The organism is Acetobacterium sp. K1/6 (assembly GCF_034438075.1).
GTDB classification, from domain to species: Bacteria; Bacillota; Clostridia; order Eubacteriales; family Eubacteriaceae; genus Acetobacterium; species Acetobacterium carbinolicum.
Genome location: NZ_JAXQGA010000006.1, coordinates 170,838 through 193,821, shown reverse-complemented (window position 1 = coordinate 193,821; position 22,984 = coordinate 170,838). Strand labels below are relative to the sequence as shown.

Here is a 22,984-nt window from a genome sequence, read left to right as displayed (position 1 = left end):
TTGGACCTGCTTTTTATTACTCGCCAAGGGCGCTTTTAACGGTTTGGATCAGACGGTCTGCCTTAAATGGCTTAACAATGAAATCAAGGGCGCCATTTTTAATCGCTTCAACAACCATTCCTTCCTGACCCATGGCTGAACACATAATCACTTTTGATTGTGGTTCATAACCCTTAATGGCCTGGAGCGCCTGGATTCCATCCATCACTGGCATGGTGATATCTAAAAGCACCAGATCGGGACGGTTTTCCTTATACTCCGCCAGTGCGATTTCGCCATTTTCTGCTTCAATAAAATCACTAAAGCCACCTTTTTTTAAACTGTCCTTGATCATCATCCGCATAAAGGCCGCATCGTCTACAATTAAAATTTTACTCATTTTGTTCTCCTTTTATCCATTCTTCTCATTTATTTTTGTCTTTATAATTCTTAGCTATTTTGGGGGTCTGGATTTTCTCTGACTTTTATGATCTCGGTTATTTTAACACTATAGTTGTCATCCACAACCACCACATCCCCTCGGGCGATTAATCGTCCGTTGGCGATAACATCCACCTGATCTCCGGCCTGTCGATCCAGCTCAACGATGTTTCCCAGGGTTAATTCGGCAATGTCTTTTATTTTTTTTCTGGTTTTACCGAGTTCAACCGTAATCTGGATGGGGACAGACATCAGCAAATCCAAATTATCTCCGGGTATGTTGACGTTATGATCGACCCCTAACTGACGATACTCGTAAGGGTTTACCTGTACCGGTTGCTGCGGCGGCGCATAGGCTGCCGGTGGCGGGTCATTTCTAACCACCCGGGTTGGTTCTGCTTGGGGTGCTTGGGGTGCTTGGGGCGGTGGCTGATATGCCGCTTCCGGTTGAACCGGCGCCTGCTGAACGGGTGGGGGCTGAACCGGTGGAGGTGGAGGTGCTTCTTCTTCCTCATCACCCATACCGCTTGCACCCATGGACATGGATACAATCTCCCGGGCAAGATTCGGTTCCATGGCGCTAATAAATTCACTCTCAACCAGTCCTTCAATGCTTAAGTTAAACTTTATGCTGACCAGGTTTTCACCCTTGAGCGAAAACAACTCGCGAATACTGGACTTATTGGTAGTATCCAGAAGGATTGGTGGTGAAATGTTGACCACCTTTCCCAAAAATGATGCCAGGGCCCCAGCCGCTGCCCCCATCATCTGGTTCATGATTTCGCCAATCGCACTCTTGCTGATCTCATCAAACTCGATATCATCGCTGGTTTCCATGTCAAATAGCTGCGACAAGATCTTTTTCATGTCTGACTCTTGGAGCAACAGGACATTGGCACCCTCAATGCCTTCGACATAATTGATTAATACACCAATTACCGGTTCAAGGTAAGCGAACTCAAAGGCGTCTACGCCGATTGTTTCAATTCTTGGGGTGGTAATGTTTACTTTAGTATTTAATATGGTGGACATCGCAGTTGCCGCTGTCCCCATACTAATGTTCATCACTTCACCGATGACATCAATTTCCATGCTGGACAGTGCTTCTGGATTCTCTACTACGTCTGTCATATGAATAGTTCACTTCCTCTCTCATTAAGCTCTTTTATCTGTATTGCTCTTTTTTTCTTGTAATCGCCCATTTCGCCTCTAAACCAGACCTCGTCATTGACAACAACATCCACCAGGGAATTTGCCGGTTTGTTTAGCTTAATTATATCGCCCACTTCCAGTTCGTAAATATCCTGGGAGATAACTTCGGTATCACCTAATACACCTTTAATTTCCAATTCAGTTTTTCTAATTTCATTGATAATATTTAGTCGTCTTTTTTCCTCTGCCAGATGATCTCCTCTTTTTATATTTTTCTTGGTCTGAGACATCTTCTTTTTGAAGAGCATATCCAAGGTCGTTGCCGGAATACAAATATTTATTTTCCCCTGTGTTTCATTTACCTTGATGCTCATGACAATGATAACCACATTCTCATCAGCCCCAACGCCCTGTAAAATCCGCGAATTGGTTTCAATTTTCATCAGTCTTGGAGCAATCTCCAGATAATCAAACCAGACATTTTTCATCAGGTTAATCATCCCGCGATAAAAATATTCCATTACGCCGATTTCTATTTCAGTAAATTCGCGGTCTTCCTTTAGCGGCTTTCCCAAGCCACCCAATAGTCGGTCAAAACAACTAAAACCGACGTCCTTGGAAAGGTCCATAATGACCAGATCTTCTTCATCTTCACTGTCTTTTATATCAAAATCGATGAGGCCCATCAATACCGAATCAGGAAGCGCATTATTAAATTCATAGTACTGCTGTTCTTCCACTTCAATAATTTCTACTAAACTATAAGTTTGCAGAACTCCTGTTATATGAGAAGACACCAGCCTGGCATAATTTTCATAGATACCAAAAAGATGTTTAAGCTGCTCTCTTGTGAAAAGCTTGGGTCTTCTAAAATCATAGTCTTTAACCTTTTTACCCGAACTGGTGCTTGGCGCTTCCGGTTCGTCTTTACCGCTGATTAGGCTGCTTAAAAGGCTATCAATTTGACTTTGCGAAAGAATTTCTGCCATGTTTGTTCTCCTCGTTATTGTCTTTTATTACTCTTTTATTGTACAACTACTGCGGTATCGTTTCCTTCCGCAATATCACTGAAGAAATCATCAGTTTCAGAAATAATAATTTCAACCCGACGATTCTTAGCTCTGTTTTCTTCTGTATCATTTGGTGCGACTGGCCGATACTGGCCAAATCCTACTGACAACAATTTTGAGGGATCACTGATATAACCATTTTGAAAAAAACGAAGAACCTCATTGGCACGATCACTGGATAAATCGCGATCATCCACCGGCGAATCGGCCTGGGCTGTGTGACCATCAATCCGAATCGACCTAACAGTCGGTTCCACGGCCCTAAAAGCCAGACCGATATCCGCTAAAATTTGCTGGCCGCCCGCTTTTATCCGGGCACTATCCGGCTCAAAGAAGATCGATGACATAAACTTAATTGCAACCGCTTTGTCATGCTTTTCGATGCTGACGGCATCTTCTAAGCCATTTTCTTTGGTATATTGACTCAAATATTGGTACAGATCTTCCAGATCAACAATCTCTTCCACGGTAATATCTTCATTGGGTGACGTCGCCGCATCTGACTCGGCGGCACTTCCGGTTGTTTCAAAAACGGCCGCCGGATTGAAGATTTCAACCAGTTTTTTGTACTTTTCGACATCGATTGTTGACATGGAAAAAAGCAGAATGAAAAAAACTAAAATCAGGGTGATCATATCTGCATAGGTATTCAGCCAGGCGTCTTTATTGACCGGTTTTTTATTTTTACTACGCTTTGCCATATTATATACCCCTATTTTTAGCTTTCAACATCTTTTCCTTTTTTAGCTTTTGCTTTTCCACCTTTTGCTTTTCCGCCCTTTGTTGGTTCTTCTCCATTTGCTTTTTTGATCTCGGCCTCGGTTAAGAAGTTCATCAGTTTATCCTGAATATATTTAGGATTCTCGCCTTCTTTTATCGCGACCACCCCTTCAATCACCAGTTCTTTAATAAGCAGGTCACGTTCCTGGGCTATTTCAAGCTTATTCGATATCGGCATAAACAAGGTATTGGCAAGAATTGAGCCATAGAGGGTGGTAATCAGTGCCACCGACATATCGGAGCCCAAGGTACTGGCGCCGCCTTCAAAACTCATATTTTTTAACATATTAATCAAACCGATCAGCGTACCAATCATCCCAAAGGCCGGTCCCAGGGCAGCGCCCATATCATAAAGTTTTCGTTCTTCATCGTTTCTCGCCGAAATATAATCCAATTTCTGGTCGAACCAGGACCGTAACTTGTCCGGCTCAATGGCATCAACAATCCGCAAGACACTTTCCTTTAAAAACTCGTCCTGAATATCAGCGGCTTTGGCTTCGAGTGCCAACAATCCTTTCCGCCTGGCCTCTTTAGAAAGCTCCGTCAAAATTTCGACGTATTCGGCTGGGTCTTGTTTGTTTTTAAAAAGAATCATCTTTAAATGTTTTGGGATATGCGTAAAAGATTTGATGGGAAATGCGGCCAGCAAAACAAAGAATGTTCCACCAACCGTGATGAAAATACTCTGAACGTTAATAAAGTTGCCAAGTGCACCAATATTAAACCCAGATGCTCCAAATGTCATCCCAAAAAACATGGTGAAGACGACTAAGACATAGGCAATGATTGTTGTAATTTCCATAAATATATACTTCCTGTCAGAATTTAGTGGTTAACGACTAAAAATACTTCGTTTATAGGCAATGATCTTTGAAAGGACTTGCGCTGAACTCTCTGTAACCACGTAGTGTTTACCGTTCATCAATCGAATGGTTGTATCCGGTTTTTCTTCAATGATTTCAATGATCTCACAATTCAGCAGAAATTTTTCATTCTTTTGTTTGTTCAATCTTGTCAATTCTATCATATTTCCACCTTAAAATATAGTTTTTATTAATTGGTTTTCAACTGATCAGAACTTTTTAAATTTATTCTGTCAGTCAGCAGTCAGTCACCAAATGGGTGGAACACCCATTTGGTGACTGACCAGGATAAAAAGTTCTACCCGAAGGAGTTTTCTCCTTCGGGTGAACAATTAGTATTTAAACTATCGTTTTAAATTAATCAATTCTTCCAGAATAGAATCAGAAACCGTGATAATTCTGGAGTTTGCCTGGAAACCACGTTGGGCGACAATCATGTCGGTAAATTCCTGAGACAAATCGACATTTGACATTTCCAAGTTCGCTGACTCAGTCCCGCCAGTGCCGTTGGTGCCGGCTTTTGCAGCAATCGGTTCGCCGGAGTTGGCGGATTCCATGAAATAGCCGTTGCCATCTTGAAGTAATCCGTCAGTGTTGGCAAATTTTGCAAGGGCCAGGTAACCTAAGGTAACGGGTTTGTCACTGCCAGTTTCCACTTTACCAATTATACTATCTTCGATCGGATTTGTAGCTAAATCCTGGACAATTGCGTCGAAAGCAGTTGGCTCTACGTTAAGGGTAAGTGTACCACCAGTTGTACTTGTAAGGAGTACACTGCTATCTGTGGTAGGATCAAAATCAATATCAGTACCTTGTGGCGTTCTTAGGTATTCTGTTACTCCACCCTGATTCTTTACGGTAGCCACCACCGACGTATACCCATCTAGATCGATCGTGCCTAGTTCCAGCCCTGCCGGATCGGTCGGATCACCAATTAACTTCGTTGTGTCGATCTTAAGTCCCGGTAGATTCTCAAATGTCAGGATGCCTGATGAAGATACTGTTGCTGCTCCATAATTCCCAGATCCGGCTGGATTATCAAGTTCAACACCTTCTTTGTCAGTAAGACCACCCGCCAATGAATAGACATCTCCAGTTTTTGTCAATGTCAACGTGCTTAAAATATTTGCCGTTGGCGCTAGTGTAAGTGCGGCAATTTCAGGCGTCGTTGCCGGATCTGGATCAATAAACACCATTTCACCAACTGCCAGTTGAACATTGCCAGTATAATTAGAATCCGCCGGAAGCACTATCCCGTTTAACCAGCTAATTCCTGCCGCTTTTGTGAATTCCGGATCGCCGGCTTTAATCCCAGTGATCTCACCGGACTTACCAATGGTAATACCAGTGTATTTTTCCAGTTCTGCCGGGTCAACATTAATTGCCTTCAGTTCTTCAATCCCTAATGTACCATTGGGGTTTAAAACAGGGTTACCATCAGCATCCAGGCCGATTCCCATAACTTTGCTTCCAGAGCCATCGGTCAGATTACCTTCGGCATCAAATTTTAAATTACCAACCCGAGTATAACGGTTGGCGCCAACCGTCGGCTGCACAACCAAATAACCTTCGCCGGCAATATAGACATCCAATGCTCGGCCAGTAGATGCCCCGGATGAAATGCTATTAAGCATGTCAATACTACCAACCTTCGCGCCATAACCCAACTGACTGGCATTTGTACCCCCAGTGGTGGCAGTTGCTTCGGTAGCGGTTGATAAATTTTGATATAATACATCGCTAAAGACGACGCGGCTGGCTTTGAAACCATAAGTATTTACATTGGCAATATTATTACCAATAACGTTTAGCTTGGTTTGATGGGCAGCCATCCCTGAAATTCCTGAGTATAAAGATCTGATCATTTGTAATCCTTTCTGTGCCGTTTGAAGCTTATCTGTCGGTCAAAGCTTCATCGTTTCCTCATCGAGGTCCAACTATATAAATACGGCACCATCAATATCATTGAATAGTTTATTTTTCATTTCGTTTTTGTCCATGACGGTGATCACCCGTTTGTCTGCTGCATTTACAATAAATGCTGAGTTATCCATCATAATTAGCGCATTCTCAATCCCTTTTTCCTGGGCTTTGTCACAGGCATCACCCAATTTTTCCAGATCAGTTTGTGTCACTGCAATGTTGCGCTGTTCTTTTCTGATACTGGCATGTTTGGTAAATGTGACGGTGTTTTTAATCTGCAAATCGAGCAGATCCTTGAAACTGGTTTCGCTTTTTTGCGAATCATTGACCACTTGTTGCTGACTGGTATCTTTTATTTTTTCTGCCTGGCGAATTATTGCGTCATTTAAGCGATAATAATTGCCAGTGATTGTGTCTGCCATTTTATCACCTCTTTATTAACAGGCCGTTAAATCAAGCTGTTAAATCTTCTATTTTGCCTGAGCAACTTCCATGATGCTGCTGACTGGATATGAAACACCATTGACAATAACTTGTGCTTCACCATCATATAAATTAACGCCTTGTACCGTCCCTGCAACAACATGAAGTGAACCGTCCGCAGCATTTTCCGCCAGTATAACATCTTTGTCAATCAAACTCATCGAATACGTCGTTTTGGTCATCTCATTAAGCTCCGTTAATGCCTGAACCATCGAAAACTGTGCCATCTGGGCGGTATATTGGGATGTATCGGCGGTGTTGTTCATATCCTGATTCTGAAGCTGAGCGACCATCAGTTTTAAAAAGTCATCCATATCCAGAGATGTGCCCGCTTTTTTAGTTTGCGCAGCTGTCGTTGTTGCTGCTGTTGCTGACGTACTTAAATAATTGTTAATTCCATCGATTGCCATGATTTTTTCCTCCTTATACTCATTTTATACTAAGTAATTAATCCTTCGCTGTCCATTGTACTGAAGATTCTGGGCTAGACTAATCAGTTCATCATTGCTGTCTTGAGCACCATTACTAAAAGCATTATTTTGAATGGTTCCTTTGCTTAAAAATTGTTCTTTTAAGGGTGCATTGTTTTGCTGCTGTGAAAACTGTGAGCCATCATTTAAAAGAGAACCCATGCTTTCACCATTTTCTGTCGCTTCCACTGGTGTATTCAAGTGGACCGTTTCCACCTGGACATTTTGCAGAGCTAAGCCACGCACCAATTGATTGATTTGATTTCCCAACAGTTTTTGGGTTTCGCTGCTTGCTGCCATAATGTCAATAATGAGTTTTCCCTGATTATAACTCAGCTTAATATCAATATCACCCAAGTTATCCGGAGACAGTGTCATCTGTAATGTCATTGGTTTAGCTGGTTCGAAATTCTGGATAATCTTCTGCTCGACCTGTTGCGCGACCTCTACCTTGGCACTATGCCCAACTTCAGGTCCTTTATTTGAGCTGACGCCCATTGAACTAAGATCCTGAACGCCGCGTTCACCGGGATTCTGGTTTTCGGTCTGGTTGATTGCGCTTTTCTGAACATCCACTGTTTTTGTTTGTTCCAAACCCGTCTCTTTTGCTAAATCAGAATCGGCCTTTCCGTTGACAACGGTAGCTGCTTTTTCTGTCGCAATTTGATTCTCTTCCTTAGGTTCAATACCTTGAGCAGTCTGCTGTTCAGAATCGGCCTTTCCGTTGATAACGGTAGCTGCTTTTTCTGTCGCAATTTGATTCTCTTCCATTGGTTCAATACCTTGAGCAGTCTGCTGTTTTGTGTCATCGTTTAGGTTTGTTTTACCTACGAGTTGTTGTGAAAAATCAACTTTACTACTCACTTCTTTTGTTACTTCCACCTCCGGTTTGGTCCCGCTTAATACCTCTAAAAGGTCTTCGGTTTCCTGATTTTCTACTTTGTCGGGGTTTTGTGACAAAACCTTAACATTTTCCATTTGCTCAAACTCAGCAACACCTTTTAAAACGGATACATCTTGCGCTTTCTTACTGCTGTCGATTAACGGAATCACTTGTTCTTGACTGATAAGATCTGCTGGCGTCGTTTCTTCTTGCCCTAAGTTCAGGCCAAGACCCGTTACGGCTGTCTTTTTGTCACCTTGAACATTTTGTACGCCAATCAGTAAAGACGGATCAAGTGTTGGTATCAAATCGTTTACCTGACTTCCCTCATCCTTGAGTTCCTCTACTTTTCCAGATGGGCTCTCGTCAGATCGAACTTCACTAACATCTGACAACGACTGTTCTTTTTCCTGTTGATTACTTTGTGCCGTTGACTCTGATGCTTTGCGATTTTCCCGTGTTTTCTCCAATTGACGATCCGCCTGCTTGATTTCCTGTTTTGACTGATTAAGCAGATCTCTAAACTGGGCGCTTCTTTCCTGGCCTTTTGTGTGTTGGGTTGACGCGTTCTCAGCATTTTTACTAATCCCCCGAACCCCATTGAGTGTCGGCTTTGTTGCCGATTGAAACTCTAAATTCATTGTCTACCTCCCTTCGTTAAATTAATTCTTCACCAAAACATAATTGTCTTGGAGCTAACTCGAGCACAATAAAGTGTTCGAGTATTATATCACAATCCAACGGACTGGTATAACCGTATTTATTTTTTATTATATATCACTACTTTAATGCGACGCAACTCATTTAAGTGTTTTTAATTTCCGGGTAATCTCAACTACTGATCTCAAAACAAAGTACTCACAAAACGATATGCCTAAACCATTCAAACAAAAAAGCAACGACTCTGCCGTTGCTTTTAAATGTCATCACATTTTGTGATTACTTTTTTGCAACTGGCTGTCATATAACACTGTATTTAGACCCTATAGTTTTGCGCCCTTACTTTTCAATAAGTATGCCAATATTATGTTGTTATAACATTACTCCATCTACGACCAACTGTCAATAAAAATTATCCTTTCCTTAAAGCTTTAAAACTTGTAATAACCGCGGTTTAGCTGTGCTTACAGGTGTCAAGTCCACCCTTTATCCGTTTTAATTCTAAGCGTGTTCAACCTTTGTTTCACTGTCAAACTCGCGCTGGGAAATGAGCCCCTGATGAAGCTTCAATCCCAGTATCCCATGGGCTATATTTGAGGCATGATCGCCAACCCGTTCAATGTTTGTTAACAAGTCCAGAAATATAACACCAGCATAAGGATTACAGATTCCTTCATTAAGACGGCGAATATGATCATCTTTTAATTTTTCAGTCATTTCATCTATTTCTTCTTCTTCATCAAGAATCTTATAACACAGGTCTGTCTCTTCTGTTTCCATTAATTCTACCATATCCCGAAGCGTATTGGTAGTTAAACTGATTAAATTTAACACTTCTTGATTGGCAATATCACTAAAGACGATTTTATTGGTGGCCCGCATTTCTGCCAATTCACCAATATTCATGGCATGATCACCAATTCTTTCTAAATCATGACTTCCTTTAAGGATGAAAGCCAGGCGTTCATTCTCTTCTTCTGACATGTTTTCATTGGACAATTTAACGGAATATTCGACAATTCCCTGTTGAAATTCATCAATACGTTCTTCCCGCTTAACAATTTTTTCAACCAGTTTTTCATTGCCATCCATGATCGATTCGCAGGCGACTCTGAAATTTTTAAAACTCATTTTTGCCAGTCGATTCGTTTCTCTGACCACCTGTCCCAAAGCAATGGAAGGATTATTAAACAACCGGTCATCCAACTGCAACCCCTTGTCTTCCTCTTTCTCCGGGTAGACGCGGTCCAGAAAGCTAACAAAATAGCCGATGATCGGGAGTAATACAATCGTATTTGCAACATTAAAAAGGGTGTGCGCCATCGCGATTTGACGGGCCACATTGGGTACCATATCACCGCCACCGTTAATCAATGAGCCTGAAATAGTAACGATGAATTCATAAACCGGATTGACAGCCACTAAATTATTCATGATGGTTAATAAGATCATCACCCAAACAGCACCGAAAATATTGACAAAAAGATGGATAAAAGCTGCTTTTTTTGCTGCTGTGGAGGTTCCGATACAGGAAAGCAATGCTGTGACGCAGGTACCAATATTAGTACCAATAAGAATCGGTAAACAAATCTGGATTGCTCCAGTTCCCCCGATACTGACAAAAACCCCAGAAAGGGCCAGCGCCTGGAGCAAACCGATAGAAGCACTACTGCTTTGAATCACAGCGGTAATCAGGGTTCCAATCAGCACACCAAGCAGTGGATTTGTTCCATAGGTTGAGAGCAGGTAAATAAATTCTTCACTTTCTCTAAGCGGTTTCATGGCCGTTGACATGGCCGCAATCCCATAGAAAAGAATCCCAAAACCAAGAATAATACTCCCCAGATCTTTATTCTTTTTCTTGGTGCTAAACAGAGCCATCATTGCACCAATACCAATAAAAATCGGTGCCAACTCAGTGACATTAAACGCGATCAACTGGGCCGTGACGGTGGTTCCAATATTAGCTCCTAAAATAACTCCTGCTGCCTGGGTCAAGGTCATCAGGGCGGCGTTAACAAAGCCGACCACCATCACCGTGGTGGTACTGGAACTTTGGACAATCATCGTTACAACCGTCCCAACCAGGATGGCTTTAATCTTATTGTTGGTTAATACTTCCAGAAGTTTTTTCATCTTTGTGCCAGCAACCGTTTTTAATCCGTCGCTCATCATGTGCATTCCAAAAACGAATAACCCCAAGCCTCCAAAGAGACCAATCAGCATTTCTAACGTCATTTTTTCCTCCAAAAAACATCAAAAATTAAGATAGTACTCCAGCCAAGGAAGAAACTAGACGACCCTCAAAAAATTGGGATTAACCAAATTGTCGCCCTTCATAATTAAAGATTAGACCATAGTGGGCCTAATCTTTTCGTTTTCTTGATTCACCAGGATAACTATCTTTTCTTGCTTTTCTTTTTCCTTAATCATTTGTTAACGACATTTTAACACTAAGTTTACATAATGAGAATCTTTTTTTTCATTTTTTTTATGAATTATTTATTTAAATCGAGGCAAAACGCACATTATCGTTACCCTGGTTTATCGTTGTAACCCATTTCAATGTTGTCCGAATCGAAATTAAAACTTGACCGCTAAAAATTAAACTTGACAGCAGCTTGTCTTTTTGATATTCTTCATCTTAGTTTAGGATTTATTAAGAAGTACTTAACTTAATAGCAAAGGCATTGAGAAAAGAATAATCAGAGGGCCAATGGTTTAAAAGCGAGCAGATGATGGTGTAAGATCTGTAATCAAACCCTATGAGTGGCACTTTTTGAGCTGCAACCACTGCTTTCGATTAAGTGGTTGACGTGAAAATCGTTATAAGAGTAAGGTGGTTTGCCAGCAGTGGCAAGCAACTTGGGTGGAACCGCGGTTATACCGTCCCTTGTTTTAATGCAAGGGGCGGTTTTTTTAGTTTAGATACTAAAAATTTAATTAAGCAGGAGGAAAAAATGTCAGAATTTACAATGGCTGAAATTGTCAGTCTCGCAAAAATGAGGGGAATTGTCTTCCCCGGTTCAGAAATTTATGATGGTCTTGCCAACAGTTGGGATTACGGCCCACTCGGCGTTGAAATGAAAAATAATGTTAAAAAGGCCTGGTGGAAAAAATTCGTTCAGGAATCACCTTTTAATGTGGGTCTGGATGCCGCTATCCTGATGAACCCTAAAACCTGGGTCGCCTCCGGACACGTGGGTGGCTTTAACGATCCGTTGATGGATTGCAAAGCCTGTCAGTCGCGCTTCCGTGCCGATAAGCTGATTGCCGATTACTACTTTGAAAAAGGCGAAGATGTGATTGTCGATGCCTGGTCCAATGACGAGATGAAGGCTTTTATTGAGGAACATCAGATTGCCTGTCCCGAATGTGGAAAAATGGATTTTACCGATATCCGCCAGTTCAATCTGATGTTTAAGACCTTTCAGGGTGTCAATGAAGATACCGCCAGCGAAATCTTCCTGCGGCCAGAAACTGCCCAGGGTATTTTTGTCAATTTTAAAAATGTTCAGCGCACCACCCGTAAAAAAATACCATTTGGGATTGCCCAGGTCGGTAAATCCTTCCGTAATGAGATTACGCCGGGGAACTTCATTTTCCGAATCCGGGAATTTGAACAAATGGAACTGGAATTTTTCTGTGCCCCTGGCACGGATTTGGAATGGTTTGACTACTGGAAAGCTTTCTGTAAAAAATGGCTGTTCGACCTGGGTATGAAGGACGAAAATATCCGTTTCCGGGATCATGATCAGGAAGAACTATCCCATTACAGTAATGCCACCACCGATGTGGAATTCCGCTTTCCTTTTGGCTGGGGCGAGCTTTGGGGGATTGCTGACCGTACCGATTTCGACTTAACCCAGCACCAGAATCACTCCGGGAAAGACATGAAATATACCGACCCGGTTACCAACGATAAATATATCCCGTATTGCATCGAGCCCTCCCTGGGTGCCGACCGGGTTTTTCTGGCCTTCCTTTGCAATGCCATGGAAAAAGAAACCATTACCAATGGTGACAAAGTTGAAGAACGAAATGTGATGCGGATTCATCCCTTCCTTTCGGCATACAAGGCCGCAGTTTTACCACTGTCTAAAAAGTTAAGCGACAAGGCTGGAGAACTTTTCACCCTGTTGTCTAAACACTTTATGATTGAATATGATGAAGCGGGTAGCATTGGCAAGCGTTACCGCCGCCAGGACGAAATCGGCACACCGTTCTGCGTCACTGTAGATTTTGACACCCTGGAAGACGAATGTGTCACCCTAAGAGACCGCGATACTATGGATCAGGTTCGGGTTCCTATTGCTGAGGTGGTTGATTATATTGCTAAGCGGATTGATTTTTAATTTGCTAATTAAGTAGTACCGACAATTATTACATCATGTTGTTTGCATCGGAGCGGACATGGCGATAGCCTGCGTGGAGGCAACGAGCCAATCACAAGCAGGCTTGTAGTTGGCGACTGCCCACGACTGATAAGAAATTTTTAATTTCTTATCAGTGTCCGATTCCGCAGCAAACAACAGATTAATAATTGATCGGTACGGAGTTTCCAGTACGCCTATCCAAAATTCATTATCATAACAAAAAAACCGCCCCCGTTCGAACAGGGGCGGTTTTTAAGTGATAAATTTTTAAAGACGACTTAGGCTTCTTTGATCGCCAATACGTTTTGTGGACATGCTTCAACACAGATTCCACATGAAATACATTTTGATGGAACATCCCGGTCTTCTGATTTAACCAGCACTCCGAATGGACATGCTTCGACACATTTACCGCAGTTTACACATAGTTTTTTACTAATCATAAAGACGCCTTTGGCATTTTTTGTGATTGCACCGGCTTCACATACTTTTGCACATTTACCACATTGTACACATACCAATGTTTTTAAACTGCCATCATCTTTTGTGGTAATTTTAACACATGACAATTCTGAAACAGGTTCCTTGTAAAATGCGGTTGAACATGCTAGTTCACATGTCAAACAGTTAACACATGCGGCCTGATCTGCTACGATTACTTTTTTCATTGTTACTCCTCCTTAAGGACAATTTGATCAGATGATCAAATTTTTGTTTAAATTTTAACAACTGATTTTTATTCTACTTTTAAAGCCGATGATTGTCAACATAATACGGAATTTTTACAGCTACTTCTCACCCAGCCCCCACAATAAAGCCAACCCTGATACTATTTCTTAGTACTCTGCTGGCATTCTTTCTAAATACGGTTAAATTTTTATCCATTATTTCCTGACATTAAAAAAGCTCTCCAGAATTGGAAAGCTCATTCGCGTTTAAGAATGTTGTTTAAGTTTTTCGGCCTGGTCACTGGTGACCAGGGCATTGATCATTTCATCGATGTCACCATCCAGGAAAGCTTCCAGTTGATAAACAGTCATGTTGATGCGGTGATCAGAAATTCGCCCCTGAGGGAAATTGTAGGTCCGGATGCGCTCACTGCGGTCCCCGGTGCCAACCTGACTTTTGCGGTTTTCGGCAATTTCACTTTGCTGTTTTTGCTGTTCGATTTCGTAAAGCCTGGCCTTTAATATTTTTAACGCCTTGTCTTTATTTTTAAGCTGCGACTTCTCATCCTGACAGGTCACCACCATCCCGGTGGGGATATGGGTAATTCGAACCGCGGAATCGGTGGTGTTAACACTTTGGCCACCATTACCGGATGATCGGTACACGTCAACCCTCAGGTCATTCGCACCAATTTCAATTTCAACATCCTCGGCTTCCGGCAAGACCGCTACCGTGGCGGTTGAGGTATGGATCCGTCCGCCTGATTCAGTACTGGGGATTCGCTGCACCCGATGAACGCCGCTTTCATATTTCAGACGACTGTAAACCCCGTTGCCTTCAATCGAAAAAATGATTTCCTTAATCCCCCCGATATCGGGTATACTGGAACTCATAATTTCACTTTTCCAACCCTGACGTTCGGCATAACGGGTCAACATTCGAAAGAGATCGCCAGCGAATAAGGCCGCCTCACTGCCGCCGGCACCAGCCCGAATTTCGACAATAACATTTTTGTCATCATTAACATCTTTGGGCAACAGTAAAATTCTTAATTCTTCTTCCTGTTCGATCTTCTTTTTTGTTAATTCCTCCAGTTCCGCCTCAGCCATTTCTTTAAAATCTTTTTCCAATTCTTTATCGGCCAGCATTTCTTTGGTATCGTCAATGGCTGATAAGGTCTCTGAGAACTGATTGTATTTTTGAATGATCGGTTCAATGTGGGACTGTTCTTTCATCAGCTTTCGCCACTGATTTTGATCCCCAATGATCTCGGGGTCGCTGATCTTTTCGTTTAAATCAGCATATTTTTGGGCTAAAAAATCTAACTTATCTAACATAATACTCCTTAATTTTTTTAATTAGTAATTCGAATTTGTTTATATCAGCCTTGCGATGATTAAAACTGATACGCTTCTTTCCATTCGTCAAAGAAAAAAACAGCCAGCGTTCCGGGTCCGGAGTGGGTTAAAACAGTTGGCCCTAATGGCACGATTTTAAACCGCTTGATATTTAATCGCTTACCCGCCATTTTTACAAATAGCTCCACCAGCTCCGGATTATCGGCATGGCTAATACCAATCACTTGCTTCTCAAGCTGATCACCGTTTGTTTCCAGGTAATCCACCATTTTCTTAACCAGTTTTTTTTCGCCTCTGACCTTATCAATCTGTTGAAGTTCACCACTTTTGTTTACGTCAAGCAACGGATTGATATGCAGCATATTTCCGATGATGGCGGTCCCCTTATTTAATCGGCCACCCCGATACAGGTATTGAAGGTCAGTCACCGTGAAAACATGTTTGATATGATCAATATAGTAGCTGATTTGTTTGATCAGCGTCTCCATGTCACAGCCTGCTGCAGCGACTCTGGCGGCACCATAGACAATGTGCCCCAGTCCATAGCAGACAGCTTTGGTATCAACGACTTCAAAGACCGCATCGGGATATTTTTCTCTTAAATCCCGTTTCGCCAGCGCGGCAGCCTGATAGGTTCCCGACAGTCCACTGGAAAAAGCCAGATAAATAAAAGGTTTATTTTCTAAGATTAAGTCTTCAAACCGTTTATAAAAATCCCCGTAAGGAATCTGAGACGTTTTATAACGTGTACCCTGTCGCATATTCTCACAAACTTCTTCAGATGATATATCAATACCGTCACGATAGGTTTTTTCATTTTCGACTACATAAACTGGCATGATTTCAATATTAAATTCTTGCTGATCCGTTTTTTCTATATCACAGGCAGAATCGGTTATGATCTTTATCGTCATTTTTCTGTCCTTTCCTACTTGATTTTAAGAAACTCATTTTATCACAGTTTAGTCATTTTTCAAAAACAATTCTTGGGCATAATCGCGAGGATCAGCAAACAACACCTTTCCCTTGCTTTCGAGATAATTAATTAACCGATTGTAATCCAGGTTGATAATCAATTCGTCGGGGAAATCAATCGCATCCAAAACCTGATCAACGTAGGGGAAATCTCCAATATCGGTCGCAAAGTGGGTATCACTGCCAATGATAATCGGTATTTCCAGTTCTTTACAGCGATTGGCAATCCATTCGCAGTTGGGTTTTGAACCTCTTCTGATAAAGAAAGAACCGTTATTTATTTCAATCAGGGTGTTGTTTTTTTTGGCCTCCTGAAGGATGGCTTCATAATCCAGCTCATAGGTGGGATTCCCCAAATGACAGATAAAGTCAATATCGGGATTGGCAATAGCCCCCAGGACGGCGCTGGTATTGACAGATTTTGTCTGCGGTTTAAAGGTCGGAGTGTGGAGCGATGCCGAAATGATTTCCAGAGATTTAATAAAATCCATCGGGATATCGGTATTTCCGTCGGCGTCCATGATGTTGCTCTCGATTCCTTTGAGGACTCTGACATTGTTTATTTTTCCGGGAATCACCCGATAATTGGCAAAGAACAAAGGCGTTGGTGCTCCCGGTAAAGCCGGACCATGTTCGGTGATGCAGATCATCTCCAAATTCTTTTTTGCGGCGGCATCAACTAACTCCAGGATAGTATTGTAGGCATGTCCGCAGGCAATGGTATGGGTGTGGGCATCTAAAACGTAATTTCTCATGTTATTTTCTCCTTCTCAATTGACGGTTCGTCAACGCTCAAACATCTAGCCGATTTGATTAATCCTGTTTTTTCTGTAGCTCCCGTTTTTGTGTGTCGAGATCATTCTGGTGAGCGACACGGTCGCAAAAGACCTGGGCTGAGTGATAACCATACTGTTTGGTACGATTGTTGATCGCCGCCGTTTCGATGATGCAGGCCAAATTTCTGCCGCCTGAAACGGGGATCATCACTTCCGGAATTTCGACCCCCAAGATATCCAGCGTTTGTTCATCCAGACCCAGGCGATCATAGGGTGATCGTTCATCCCAATTTTCCAGACGGATGACCATGTCAATTTCAACATCTCTTTTAACGGCTCTGGCACCATAAAGGGTTTTAACGTCTATGATACCAATTCCCCGAATTTCCATAAAATGTTCGAGCAGTACCGGGGCTGTTCCCATTAAATGACCGTCTCGGATCCGTTTCACCTCAACCACATCATCCGCGATGAGACAATGACCACGCTTGACAATTTCTAATGCCGTTTCACTTTTGCCAATGCCACTGGGCCCGGTAATCAACACACCGACTCCAAAAACCTCGACTAATACCCCGTGCAAACTGATCCGTGGTGCTGACAACTGATCAATATAGTTAACCAGATCATAAAACAATGTGGTCGTATTTTCCTTACTTTTTAACAGGGTCCGTCCGTATTTCCTGGCCGCATCTTCAAACAGATGAGTCTCCTCCAAATCCCAACATACAATAAAGCAGGGAAATTCATAGGAAAAAAAATCGTCGATCTTTTTCTCGCGAACCTCAGGATCCAGATCCAGCAGATAGGAAACTTCCACCTTACCAATCACCTGCACCCGATTCGAATCAAAATGCTCATAGTACCCATGAAGCTGTAATCCCGGACGATTGATCCCACTGTTGACCAGGTTCAAATCCGCTGACTGATAATAAATTTTTTCAAGTTTGATATCTTTACAAAAATCGTCTAAATTTACTTTCCCATTCATTCTTTTGTTATCTCTTTTCATTGATTTACTACTAATTAGTTTACTCAAGTTATTCTACCTCAAAGTTTCCGTTGTTAAAAGTTTTTTTCACGACTTGTTGCGAAAATGTTCAAATACGGCCTGGGCCGTTTTAATCTGCATCCCGGGGACTGACTGTAGTTCTTCGATGGTAGCTTTTTTGATTTTATCCACTTGGCCAAAGTAAGCCATTAAGGCTTCGCGACGTTTTTTTCCGACGCCGGGGATTTCCTCAAGCTGGGAGACCAGCATTTCTTTTTTTCTTAAAATCTGATGATAGCCCAGGGTATAGCGATGGACCTCTTCCGAAATTTCGGATAGAAAAACCCCGAGTGGGGTCGCTTTTTTGATCGGATATTCGGTACCTTGATGAAAAATCCCCCGCAGCCGATGGTGATCATCTTTGACCAATCCACACACCTCAATCGCAACGGTTGGATATAAAGAAACAATACTCTGTGCCGCATTCACGTGACCGACACCGCCATCGATCATCATCACTTCCGGTAATGGCAAGAAATTATTGCCTTCCGGGGCTTTCATGGCCCGTTCCATCCGTCTGAAGATCATTTCTTGCATGCTGGCATAATCGTTCTGACCTTCCACCGATTTAATTTTAAAGCGACGACAGGCTTTCCGATTTAGTTTACCCTCGTCAAAAACCACCATTCCGCCAACGTTATTGGTGCCGCTGATATTAGAAATATCATAAGCCTCAATCCGAACGGGACGCTGCGCCAATCCCAATAAATCCTGTAATCCATCCAAACGGCTTTTGGAGCGGATCTCTTTTTCTCGCTTTTCCAGTAATTTCTGTTTAAGTGCCAGGTCAGCGTTGTCGGTCACCATTTCCAGCATTTTTATTTTTTGTCCCCGCTTTGGTGCGTGAACCTCAATTTTTTTACCAGCCAGATCCCCCAGCCATTCTTCAATAACTTTTTTATCTTCCAATGGCTCTTTTAAAATAATCTCCCGGGGAATAAACCCGCAGCTGGCATAATACTGTTTAACAAAACTTTCTTGTACTTCTCTTGAACTCACACCCTCAACTTCTTCAAGAAAGAAATGATCCCGCCCCATCAGCTTGCCTTCTCGTACATGAAAAACCTGGACACATCCCAATCCATCACTTTTGGCAAAACCGATAAAGTCCTGATCCTGTTTAGCACTGGAGCTGATTTTCTGCTTTTCAACGATATGCGCAATGCCGGAAATCTGATCGCGGTATTTAGCCGCTTCTTCATAATTCTGATTCATGGCGGCAACAGTCATTTTATCATTGATATTTTTAAGTAGATCGGGATGGCGGCCGTTTAAAATATCCAAAACTGACGCAATATCTTTAGCATACTTTTCTTTGGACACATTTCCCTGGCAGGGTGCCTGACACTGACCAATATGATAGTTAAGACAAGGCCGACCGGTCTTTTTTCCATAAGCAACCTGACGGTTGCAGGTTTTTAGCGGGTAAATCTTTAAAATTGCTTCAATGGTATTTTTTACTGCATAGGAGCTGGTAAACGGACCAAAGTATTTGGCGCCGTCTTTTTTGTATTCCCGGGTCATCAGTAGCCGCGGATATTCTTCCTGGACGGTCAGCCGTATCCAGGGATAGCTTTTATCATCTTTTAGTAAAATATTATAGCGCGGATGATGCGTCTTAATCAGATTACATTCTAAAATCAGCGCTTCCATTTCCGAATCGGTTACAATCGTCTCAATCGTTTCGATATGAGATACCAAAACCACCGTTTTAGCGGTTAACTGACTGGCACTATGAAAATACTGCCGTACCCGATTGCGCAGATTAATGGCTTTACCCACATAAATAATCTCGCTATTTTTGTTTCTCATGATATAGACCCCGGGGTTTTGGGGCAGATCTTTTAATTTTTCTTTATCATACATACTGGTCAACCTTAAATAAATATTTTTTTGGAATTTTTTGTTTATTCGCCACCTAATTTTGGTATAATAATAATACTTTTTTAAACATCAGATTATTATACAGAAAGGAAGTGTTACCATGTTTGAAAAAATAACTACAGATGGTCATAACACCCTGATTTCTTTCGGCAATTTTGAAGTGAAGATTGTTCCGAAAATTTATGGTGGATTTACTCTGACAAAATCAATTAAAGACAACCCCTTTAAAATCATCGAAATACGTGAGATAAGACTTCCGCTTTCGGAGAAGGAAGTCTTAAAGGAAGCTAAAGAGCTATTAAAACGAAAATATGAGTCCATTGATTTCAACAATTATTGTACCACATAAACCTTGAGTTCAGCTTTTTTTGATCCATCTCAACCCCGATCCCTGAGATGGATCTATTTTGGCTTTGTGTTTAGCCTGTTATTCCTAAGCGGTCGTAATAATGCCGATCTTTTCTTTAACTATTTAAAGTGTTTTTTAAATAATTTGACATCTACCCTTGCTGGGTGTATAATGAAATGGAATTAAAGTGTATTTATTGATTTCACATATTTTTGCAAGTCATTTTTACGTTTAGATGATTTGCAAAAATATGTGTTTTTTGTTTTTGCATCACGATTTATAATAATATCTAGGAGGTACCTAAAATGAATAATGGTACAGTAAAATGGTTTAACGAGGAAAAAGGATTTGGTTTTATTTCAGTCGATGGCGGCGAAGATGTATTTGTACACTTCTCAGCAATTATTGCTGATGGTCGTAAAAACCTTGTTGAAGGACAACGCGTAACTTTTGATACCGAAAAAACGGACCGTGGCTTACAGGCGACAAACGTTTTTATTGCATAATTAAGTCTTTTTTAAAGCCCCACCAGCTTTGCTGGTGGGGCTTTTTGGTTTTTGACTACCGTACCGACAATTATCTACTATCAATTGTTTTTTTTATGATCTTCCACTGGCGCTTTATTGCTGACATGGCAGCCCGGGCAGTTGTCGCCGCCTTTGCAGCCTTCACAGGAAAAATCGCCTGATTTCATTTTTCTTACTTTCTTAAATATAACATAGCCTGCCGCACCTAAAATTAATGCTGCCAGAATCCAGGTAATCATCTTTTTTCCTTCTTTCTTCTATCTATAATGCATTGAATATAATCGGTTTAATTTCAACCCACAATCCGACTGCCAACTTGATAAATCACAAAGGCAACCCCATAAGCCAAACCAATTTGATAAACCAGGGCGAAAATAAAATCCCGCCAGTTTCCCAATTCCTTTTTCATCGTGGCAATGGCTGCCATACAAGGTGATGCCAATAAAATAAAGACGACAAAACTATAGGCAGATACCGGGGTAAAAACCTGACTGATGGCAACAGTGAAACTGCCATCCTGTCCCGATAAAAGAACACTCATGGTGCTGATAATCATTTCTTTGGCTGTAACACCCGTCAGTAAAGCCACGGAAGCTACCCAATTGCCAAAACCCAAGGGCACAAAAATCGGAGCGATGATTTTGCCAAACATCGCTAAAATACTTTCGTCTGGCGTTTGGGTCATCTGAAAGCTTAGATCAAAGCTTTGTAAAAACCACAGTACCACCGATGCTGCAAAGATAATGGTACCGGCCCGAACGATAAATTCTTTCGTCCGTTGCCAAACCTGAGTCGCTGTATTTTTGAGCTTTGGCAATCGTAATGGCGGAATTTCCAGTAGGTAACCGGAATCAGCACCCTTAAACCAGGTTTTTGAAAGCACAAATCCTGAGGTGAAAACCACGGTTAAGCTGACCAGATAGAGTGAAAAAACCAGCACTGTCTGATACTGCGCGAAAAACACCGAAGCCATCAAGACATAAATTGGCATTTTGGCACCGCAGGAAATGAATGGCGTCAATACCGCCGTTAGCTTGCGTTCCCGTTCATTTTCCAGGGTCCGGGTCGCCATAATTCCGGGAACCGAACATCCCAACCCCACTACCATGGGGATAAATGATTTTCCCGATAACCCAAAATGTCTGAAAATCCGGTCCATAATAAAGGCAACCCTTGCCATATAGCCACTGTCTTCCAGAATCGAAATAAAAACAAAGAGCACCACCAGTTGGGGAATAAAGGTCAGTACCGCACCAACTCCGGTAATAATGCCATCATTAATAAGGGCGATGATCCAGCCCGCAGCACCAAGACTACCCAAACCTCTTTCAACCGCAACCATCAACACATCATTGATAAACCACTCGATGCCACCGATGGTAATCTCCCCTACCAGAGTGATTGAGACATAATAGATAACAAACATAAAGAAAAAGAATATCGGTAGCGCTGCATACCGATTCATCAAGACTTTATCCAGTTTCTCCTGAAATTGAATGGCATTATCTTTCGTCTTTTTAGTGGCCCTGGTGATCCCTTCGGTAATAAAGCGATATCGATAATCAGCAATCGCACTATCAACATCATGATGAGACACGGTCTCTATTTTCTTTCTGATATCATCAATATCTTTTAACAAATCGATGTTTTCATGGATCTTTAGCAACACTTCTTCATCTTTTTCAATGAGTTTGATCGCCCGAAAAAGGTGGGGATAATCTGACAAAACGTCTGGATACTTACTTCCAATCAAATTATCAAATTCATTGAATAAGTCCCTTATCTCCGCGGGAAAAATCTCGGGAAAGTCTTTTAATTTTTTAATACCAACCGTTTTTTCAACCAGTTTGATCAATTCGTCAATGCCCGTTTCTTTTTGGGCCGATATTTCAATAAAAGGATAGCCAAAGATCTTTTCCATCTCTCGGACGTCAATTTCCACCCCGGTCTTTTTAACCACATCCATCATGTTTAAAGCGCCGACCATGGGACAATTCAGCTCCATCAGTTGGGTGCTTAAATAAAGATTTCGCTCGATATTGGAGGCGTCAATTATATTGATGATCAGATCCGGCTGTTCTTCCAACAAAAAATTACGGGACACAATCTCATCCATGGAATAAGGCGCCAGCGAATAAATACCCGGCAAATCCACTAAGGTGATCTCCTTATCGGTGTCTCTTAAGTCTCCTTCTTTTTTTTCAACCGTTACACCGGGCCAATTTCCGACATAGAGATTACTGCCCGTGAGACAATTAAAAAGTGTGGTCTTCCCTGAGTTAGGGTTGCCCACCAATGCGATCTTATATTTCATT

The 22,984-nt window shown here is 41.8% G+C and carries 22 protein-coding genes, 1 riboswitch and 1 other annotated feature; of the genes, 3 read left to right on the top strand and 19 right to left on the bottom strand.

Annotated features, from left to right (window positions below; genetic code table 11):
• Positions 1 to 16: 16 nt before the first annotated feature.
• The 11 genes from U2P91_RS07535 to U2P91_RS07485 form a co-directional block, all read right to left on the bottom strand.
• Entirely contained in the window at positions 17 to 379 is a 363-nt protein-coding gene (locus tag U2P91_RS07535) for a response regulator (protein ID WP_111887654.1), read from the bottom strand.
• A 50-nt stretch (positions 380 to 429) separates the two neighbouring features.
• Positions 430 to 1,551, bottom strand: coding sequence for a flagellar motor switch phosphatase FliY (gene fliY / locus U2P91_RS07530; protein ID WP_322519349.1), 1,122 nt, complete (start codon positions 1,549 to 1,551; stop codon positions 430 to 432).
• Positions 1,548 to 2,561, bottom strand: a complete 1,014-nt coding sequence (locus U2P91_RS07525) for a flagellar motor switch protein FliM (protein WP_322519348.1) — start codon at positions 2,559 to 2,561, stop codon at positions 1,548 to 1,550. The genes fliY and U2P91_RS07525 overlap by 4 nt, the downstream gene beginning before the upstream one ends.
• A 35-nt stretch (positions 2,562 to 2,596) precedes the next feature.
• Positions 2,597 to 3,343 carry an OmpA/MotB family protein gene (locus tag U2P91_RS07520; protein ID WP_111887657.1) on the bottom strand — a complete coding sequence of 249 codons (747 nt, stop codon included), beginning with the start codon at positions 3,341 to 3,343 and terminating at the stop codon, positions 2,597 to 2,599.
• 17 nt (positions 3,344 to 3,360) lie between these two features.
• Entirely contained in the window at positions 3,361 to 4,224 is an 864-nt protein-coding gene (locus U2P91_RS07515) for a motility protein A (RefSeq protein ID WP_322519347.1), read from the bottom strand.
• 30 nt (positions 4,225 to 4,254) lie between these two features.
• Positions 4,255 to 4,449 carry a flagellar FlbD family protein gene (locus U2P91_RS07510; protein ID WP_026395967.1) on the bottom strand — a complete coding sequence of 65 codons (195 nt, stop codon included), beginning with the start codon at positions 4,447 to 4,449 and terminating at the stop codon, positions 4,255 to 4,257.
• A gap of 180 nt (positions 4,450 to 4,629) precedes the next feature.
• Positions 4,630 to 6,150, bottom strand: coding sequence for a flagellar hook-basal body complex protein (locus tag U2P91_RS07505; RefSeq protein WP_322519346.1), 1,521 nt, complete (start codon positions 6,148 to 6,150; stop codon positions 4,630 to 4,632).
• A 72-nt stretch (positions 6,151 to 6,222) separates the two neighbouring features.
• On the bottom strand, positions 6,223 to 6,630 hold the full coding sequence (locus tag U2P91_RS07500; RefSeq protein WP_322519345.1) for a TIGR02530 family flagellar biosynthesis protein: 408 nt from the start codon (positions 6,628 to 6,630) through the stop codon (positions 6,223 to 6,225).
• A gap of 48 nt (positions 6,631 to 6,678) precedes the next feature.
• On the bottom strand, positions 6,679 to 7,101 hold the full coding sequence (locus U2P91_RS07495) for a flagellar hook capping FlgD N-terminal domain-containing protein (RefSeq protein WP_322519344.1): 423 nt from the start codon (positions 7,099 to 7,101) through the stop codon (positions 6,679 to 6,681).
• A gap of 24 nt (positions 7,102 to 7,125) precedes the next feature.
• Positions 7,126 to 8,685 (bottom strand): flagellar hook-length control protein FliK, encoded by a 1,560-nt coding sequence (locus tag U2P91_RS07490; RefSeq protein ID WP_322519343.1) that lies wholly within the window; start codon positions 8,683 to 8,685, stop codon positions 7,126 to 7,128.
• 304 nt (positions 8,686 to 8,989) lie between these two features.
• Positions 8,990 to 9,074, bottom strand: a riboswitch (cyclic di-GMP riboswitch).
• Between the two features lie 131 nt (positions 9,075 to 9,205).
• On the bottom strand, positions 9,206 to 10,942 hold the full coding sequence (locus U2P91_RS07485) for a Na/Pi cotransporter family protein (RefSeq protein WP_111887662.1): 1,737 nt from the start codon (positions 10,940 to 10,942) through the stop codon (positions 9,206 to 9,208).
• A 443-nt stretch (positions 10,943 to 11,385) separates the two neighbouring features.
• Positions 11,386 to 11,601, top strand: a binding site (T-box leader).
• Between the two features lie 63 nt (positions 11,602 to 11,664).
• Between U2P91_RS07485 and U2P91_RS07480 the strand changes: the two genes are divergently transcribed.
• Positions 11,665 to 13,059, top strand: coding sequence for a glycine--tRNA ligase (locus tag U2P91_RS07480; RefSeq protein WP_322519342.1), 1,395 nt, complete (start codon positions 11,665 to 11,667; stop codon positions 13,057 to 13,059).
• Positions 13,060 to 13,358: 299 nt separating this feature from the next.
• Here the strand turns inward: U2P91_RS07480 and U2P91_RS07475 are convergent, their stop codons facing one another.
• From U2P91_RS07475 to uvrC, 6 genes are all read right to left on the bottom strand, one after another.
• Entirely contained in the window at positions 13,359 to 13,748 is a 390-nt protein-coding gene (locus tag U2P91_RS07475; RefSeq protein ID WP_111887664.1) for a 4Fe-4S binding protein, read from the bottom strand.
• A gap of 267 nt (positions 13,749 to 14,015) precedes the next feature.
• Complete coding sequence (gene prfA, locus U2P91_RS07470) at positions 14,016 to 15,086, bottom strand: peptide chain release factor 1 (RefSeq protein WP_111887665.1); 1,071 nt, start codon at positions 15,084 to 15,086, stop codon at positions 14,016 to 14,018.
• A 59-nt stretch (positions 15,087 to 15,145) separates the two neighbouring features.
• Positions 15,146 to 16,021, bottom strand: a complete 876-nt coding sequence (locus U2P91_RS07465) for a DegV family protein (RefSeq protein WP_322519341.1) — start codon at positions 16,019 to 16,021, stop codon at positions 15,146 to 15,148.
• A 48-nt stretch (positions 16,022 to 16,069) separates the two neighbouring features.
• The gene (locus U2P91_RS07460; RefSeq protein ID WP_322519340.1) at positions 16,070 to 16,837 is read right to left on the bottom strand and encodes a phosphatase; all 768 of its coding nucleotides are present in this window, start codon (positions 16,835 to 16,837) and stop codon (positions 16,070 to 16,072) included.
• Positions 16,838 to 16,895: 58 nt separating this feature from the next.
• The gene (gene hprK / locus U2P91_RS07455) at positions 16,896 to 17,849 is read right to left on the bottom strand and encodes an HPr(Ser) kinase/phosphatase (RefSeq protein ID WP_242988629.1); all 954 of its coding nucleotides are present in this window, start codon (positions 17,847 to 17,849) and stop codon (positions 16,896 to 16,898) included.
• A gap of 87 nt (positions 17,850 to 17,936) precedes the next feature.
• Positions 17,937 to 19,775: an excinuclease ABC subunit UvrC gene (uvrC, locus tag U2P91_RS07450; RefSeq protein WP_322519339.1), complete on the bottom strand. Its 1,839-nt coding sequence runs from the start codon at positions 19,773 to 19,775 to the stop codon at positions 17,937 to 17,939.
• A 118-nt stretch (positions 19,776 to 19,893) separates the two neighbouring features.
• Here uvrC and U2P91_RS07445 point away from each other — a divergent pair, with 118 nt between their 5' ends.
• Positions 19,894 to 20,142, top strand: coding sequence for a hypothetical protein (locus U2P91_RS07445; RefSeq protein ID WP_111887670.1), 249 nt, complete (start codon positions 19,894 to 19,896; stop codon positions 20,140 to 20,142).
• Positions 20,143 to 20,447: 305 nt separating this feature from the next.
• Positions 20,448 to 20,648, top strand: coding sequence for a cold-shock protein (locus U2P91_RS07440; RefSeq protein ID WP_014356887.1), 201 nt, complete (start codon positions 20,448 to 20,450; stop codon positions 20,646 to 20,648).
• Positions 20,649 to 20,728: 80 nt separating this feature from the next.
• On the opposite strand, the gene U2P91_RS07435 is transcribed toward U2P91_RS07440, so the two are convergent.
• A complete protein-coding gene (locus U2P91_RS07435; protein WP_111887671.1) occupies positions 20,729 to 20,908 on the bottom strand; it encodes a FeoB-associated Cys-rich membrane protein in 180 nt (59 codons plus the stop codon).
• A gap of 53 nt (positions 20,909 to 20,961) precedes the next feature.
• On the bottom strand, positions 20,962 to 22,983 hold the full coding sequence (feoB, locus tag U2P91_RS07430) for a ferrous iron transport protein B (protein ID WP_322519338.1): 2,022 nt from the start codon (positions 22,981 to 22,983) through the stop codon (positions 20,962 to 20,964).
• Between the last annotated feature and the right edge of the window lies 1 nt (position 22,984).

What these genes read in the sequence shown, in the direction of transcription:
- U2P91_RS07435 (WP_111887671.1), bottom strand. Translation starts at nt 20,908, where the DNA reads ATGATTACCTGGATTCTGGCAGCATTAATTTTAGGTGCGGCAGGCTAT.
- U2P91_RS07505 (WP_322519346.1), bottom strand. Translation starts at nt 6,150, where the DNA reads ATGATCAGATCTTTATACTCAGGAATTTCAGGGATGGCTGCCCATCAA.
- U2P91_RS07500 (WP_322519345.1), bottom strand. Translation starts at nt 6,630, where the DNA reads ATGGCAGACACAATCACTGGCAATTATTATCGCTTAAATGACGCAATA.
- U2P91_RS07535 (WP_111887654.1), bottom strand. Translation starts at nt 379, where the DNA reads ATGAGTAAAATTTTAATTGTAGACGATGCGGCCTTTATGCGGATGATG.
- fliY (WP_322519349.1), bottom strand. Translation starts at nt 1,551, where the DNA reads ATGACAGACGTAGTAGAGAATCCAGAAGCACTGTCCAGCATGGAAATT.
- U2P91_RS07440 (WP_014356887.1), top strand. Translation starts at nt 20,448, where the DNA reads ATGAATAATGGTACAGTAAAATGGTTTAACGAGGAAAAAGGATTTGGT.
- U2P91_RS07475 (WP_111887664.1), bottom strand. Translation starts at nt 13,748, where the DNA reads ATGAAAAAAGTAATCGTAGCAGATCAGGCCGCATGTGTTAACTGTTTG.
- prfA (WP_111887665.1), bottom strand. Translation starts at nt 15,086, where the DNA reads ATGTTAGATAAGTTAGATTTTTTAGCCCAAAAATATGCTGATTTAAAC.
- U2P91_RS07445 (WP_111887670.1), top strand. Translation starts at nt 19,894, where the DNA reads ATGTTTGAAAAAATAACTACAGATGGTCATAACACCCTGATTTCTTTC.
- U2P91_RS07520 (WP_111887657.1), bottom strand. Translation starts at nt 3,343, where the DNA reads ATGGCAAAGCGTAGTAAAAATAAAAAACCGGTCAATAAAGACGCCTGG.
- U2P91_RS07480 (WP_322519342.1), top strand. Translation starts at nt 11,665, where the DNA reads ATGTCAGAATTTACAATGGCTGAAATTGTCAGTCTCGCAAAAATGAGG.
- U2P91_RS07510 (WP_026395967.1), bottom strand. Translation starts at nt 4,449, where the DNA reads ATGATAGAATTGACAAGATTGAACAAACAAAAGAATGAAAAATTTCTG.
- U2P91_RS07465 (WP_322519341.1), bottom strand. Translation starts at nt 16,021, where the DNA reads ATGACGATAAAGATCATAACCGATTCTGCCTGTGATATAGAAAAAACG.
- U2P91_RS07460 (WP_322519340.1), bottom strand. Translation starts at nt 16,837, where the DNA reads ATGAGAAATTACGTTTTAGATGCCCACACCCATACCATTGCCTGCGGA.
- U2P91_RS07490 (WP_322519343.1), bottom strand. Translation starts at nt 8,685, where the DNA reads ATGAATTTAGAGTTTCAATCGGCAACAAAGCCGACACTCAATGGGGTT.
- uvrC (WP_322519339.1), bottom strand. Translation starts at nt 19,775, where the DNA reads ATGTATGATAAAGAAAAATTAAAAGATCTGCCCCAAAACCCCGGGGTC.
- hprK (WP_242988629.1), bottom strand. Translation starts at nt 17,849, where the DNA reads ATGAATGGGAAAGTAAATTTAGACGATTTTTGTAAAGATATCAAACTT.
- U2P91_RS07485 (WP_111887662.1), bottom strand. Translation starts at nt 10,942, where the DNA reads ATGACGTTAGAAATGCTGATTGGTCTCTTTGGAGGCTTGGGGTTATTC.
- U2P91_RS07525 (WP_322519348.1), bottom strand. Translation starts at nt 2,561, where the DNA reads ATGGCAGAAATTCTTTCGCAAAGTCAAATTGATAGCCTTTTAAGCAGC.
- U2P91_RS07495 (WP_322519344.1), bottom strand. Translation starts at nt 7,101, where the DNA reads ATGGCAATCGATGGAATTAACAATTATTTAAGTACGTCAGCAACAGCA.
- U2P91_RS07515 (WP_322519347.1), bottom strand. Translation starts at nt 4,224, where the DNA reads ATGGAAATTACAACAATCATTGCCTATGTCTTAGTCGTCTTCACCATG.
- feoB (WP_322519338.1), bottom strand. Translation starts at nt 22,983, where the DNA reads ATGAAATATAAGATCGCATTGGTGGGCAACCCTAACTCAGGGAAGACC.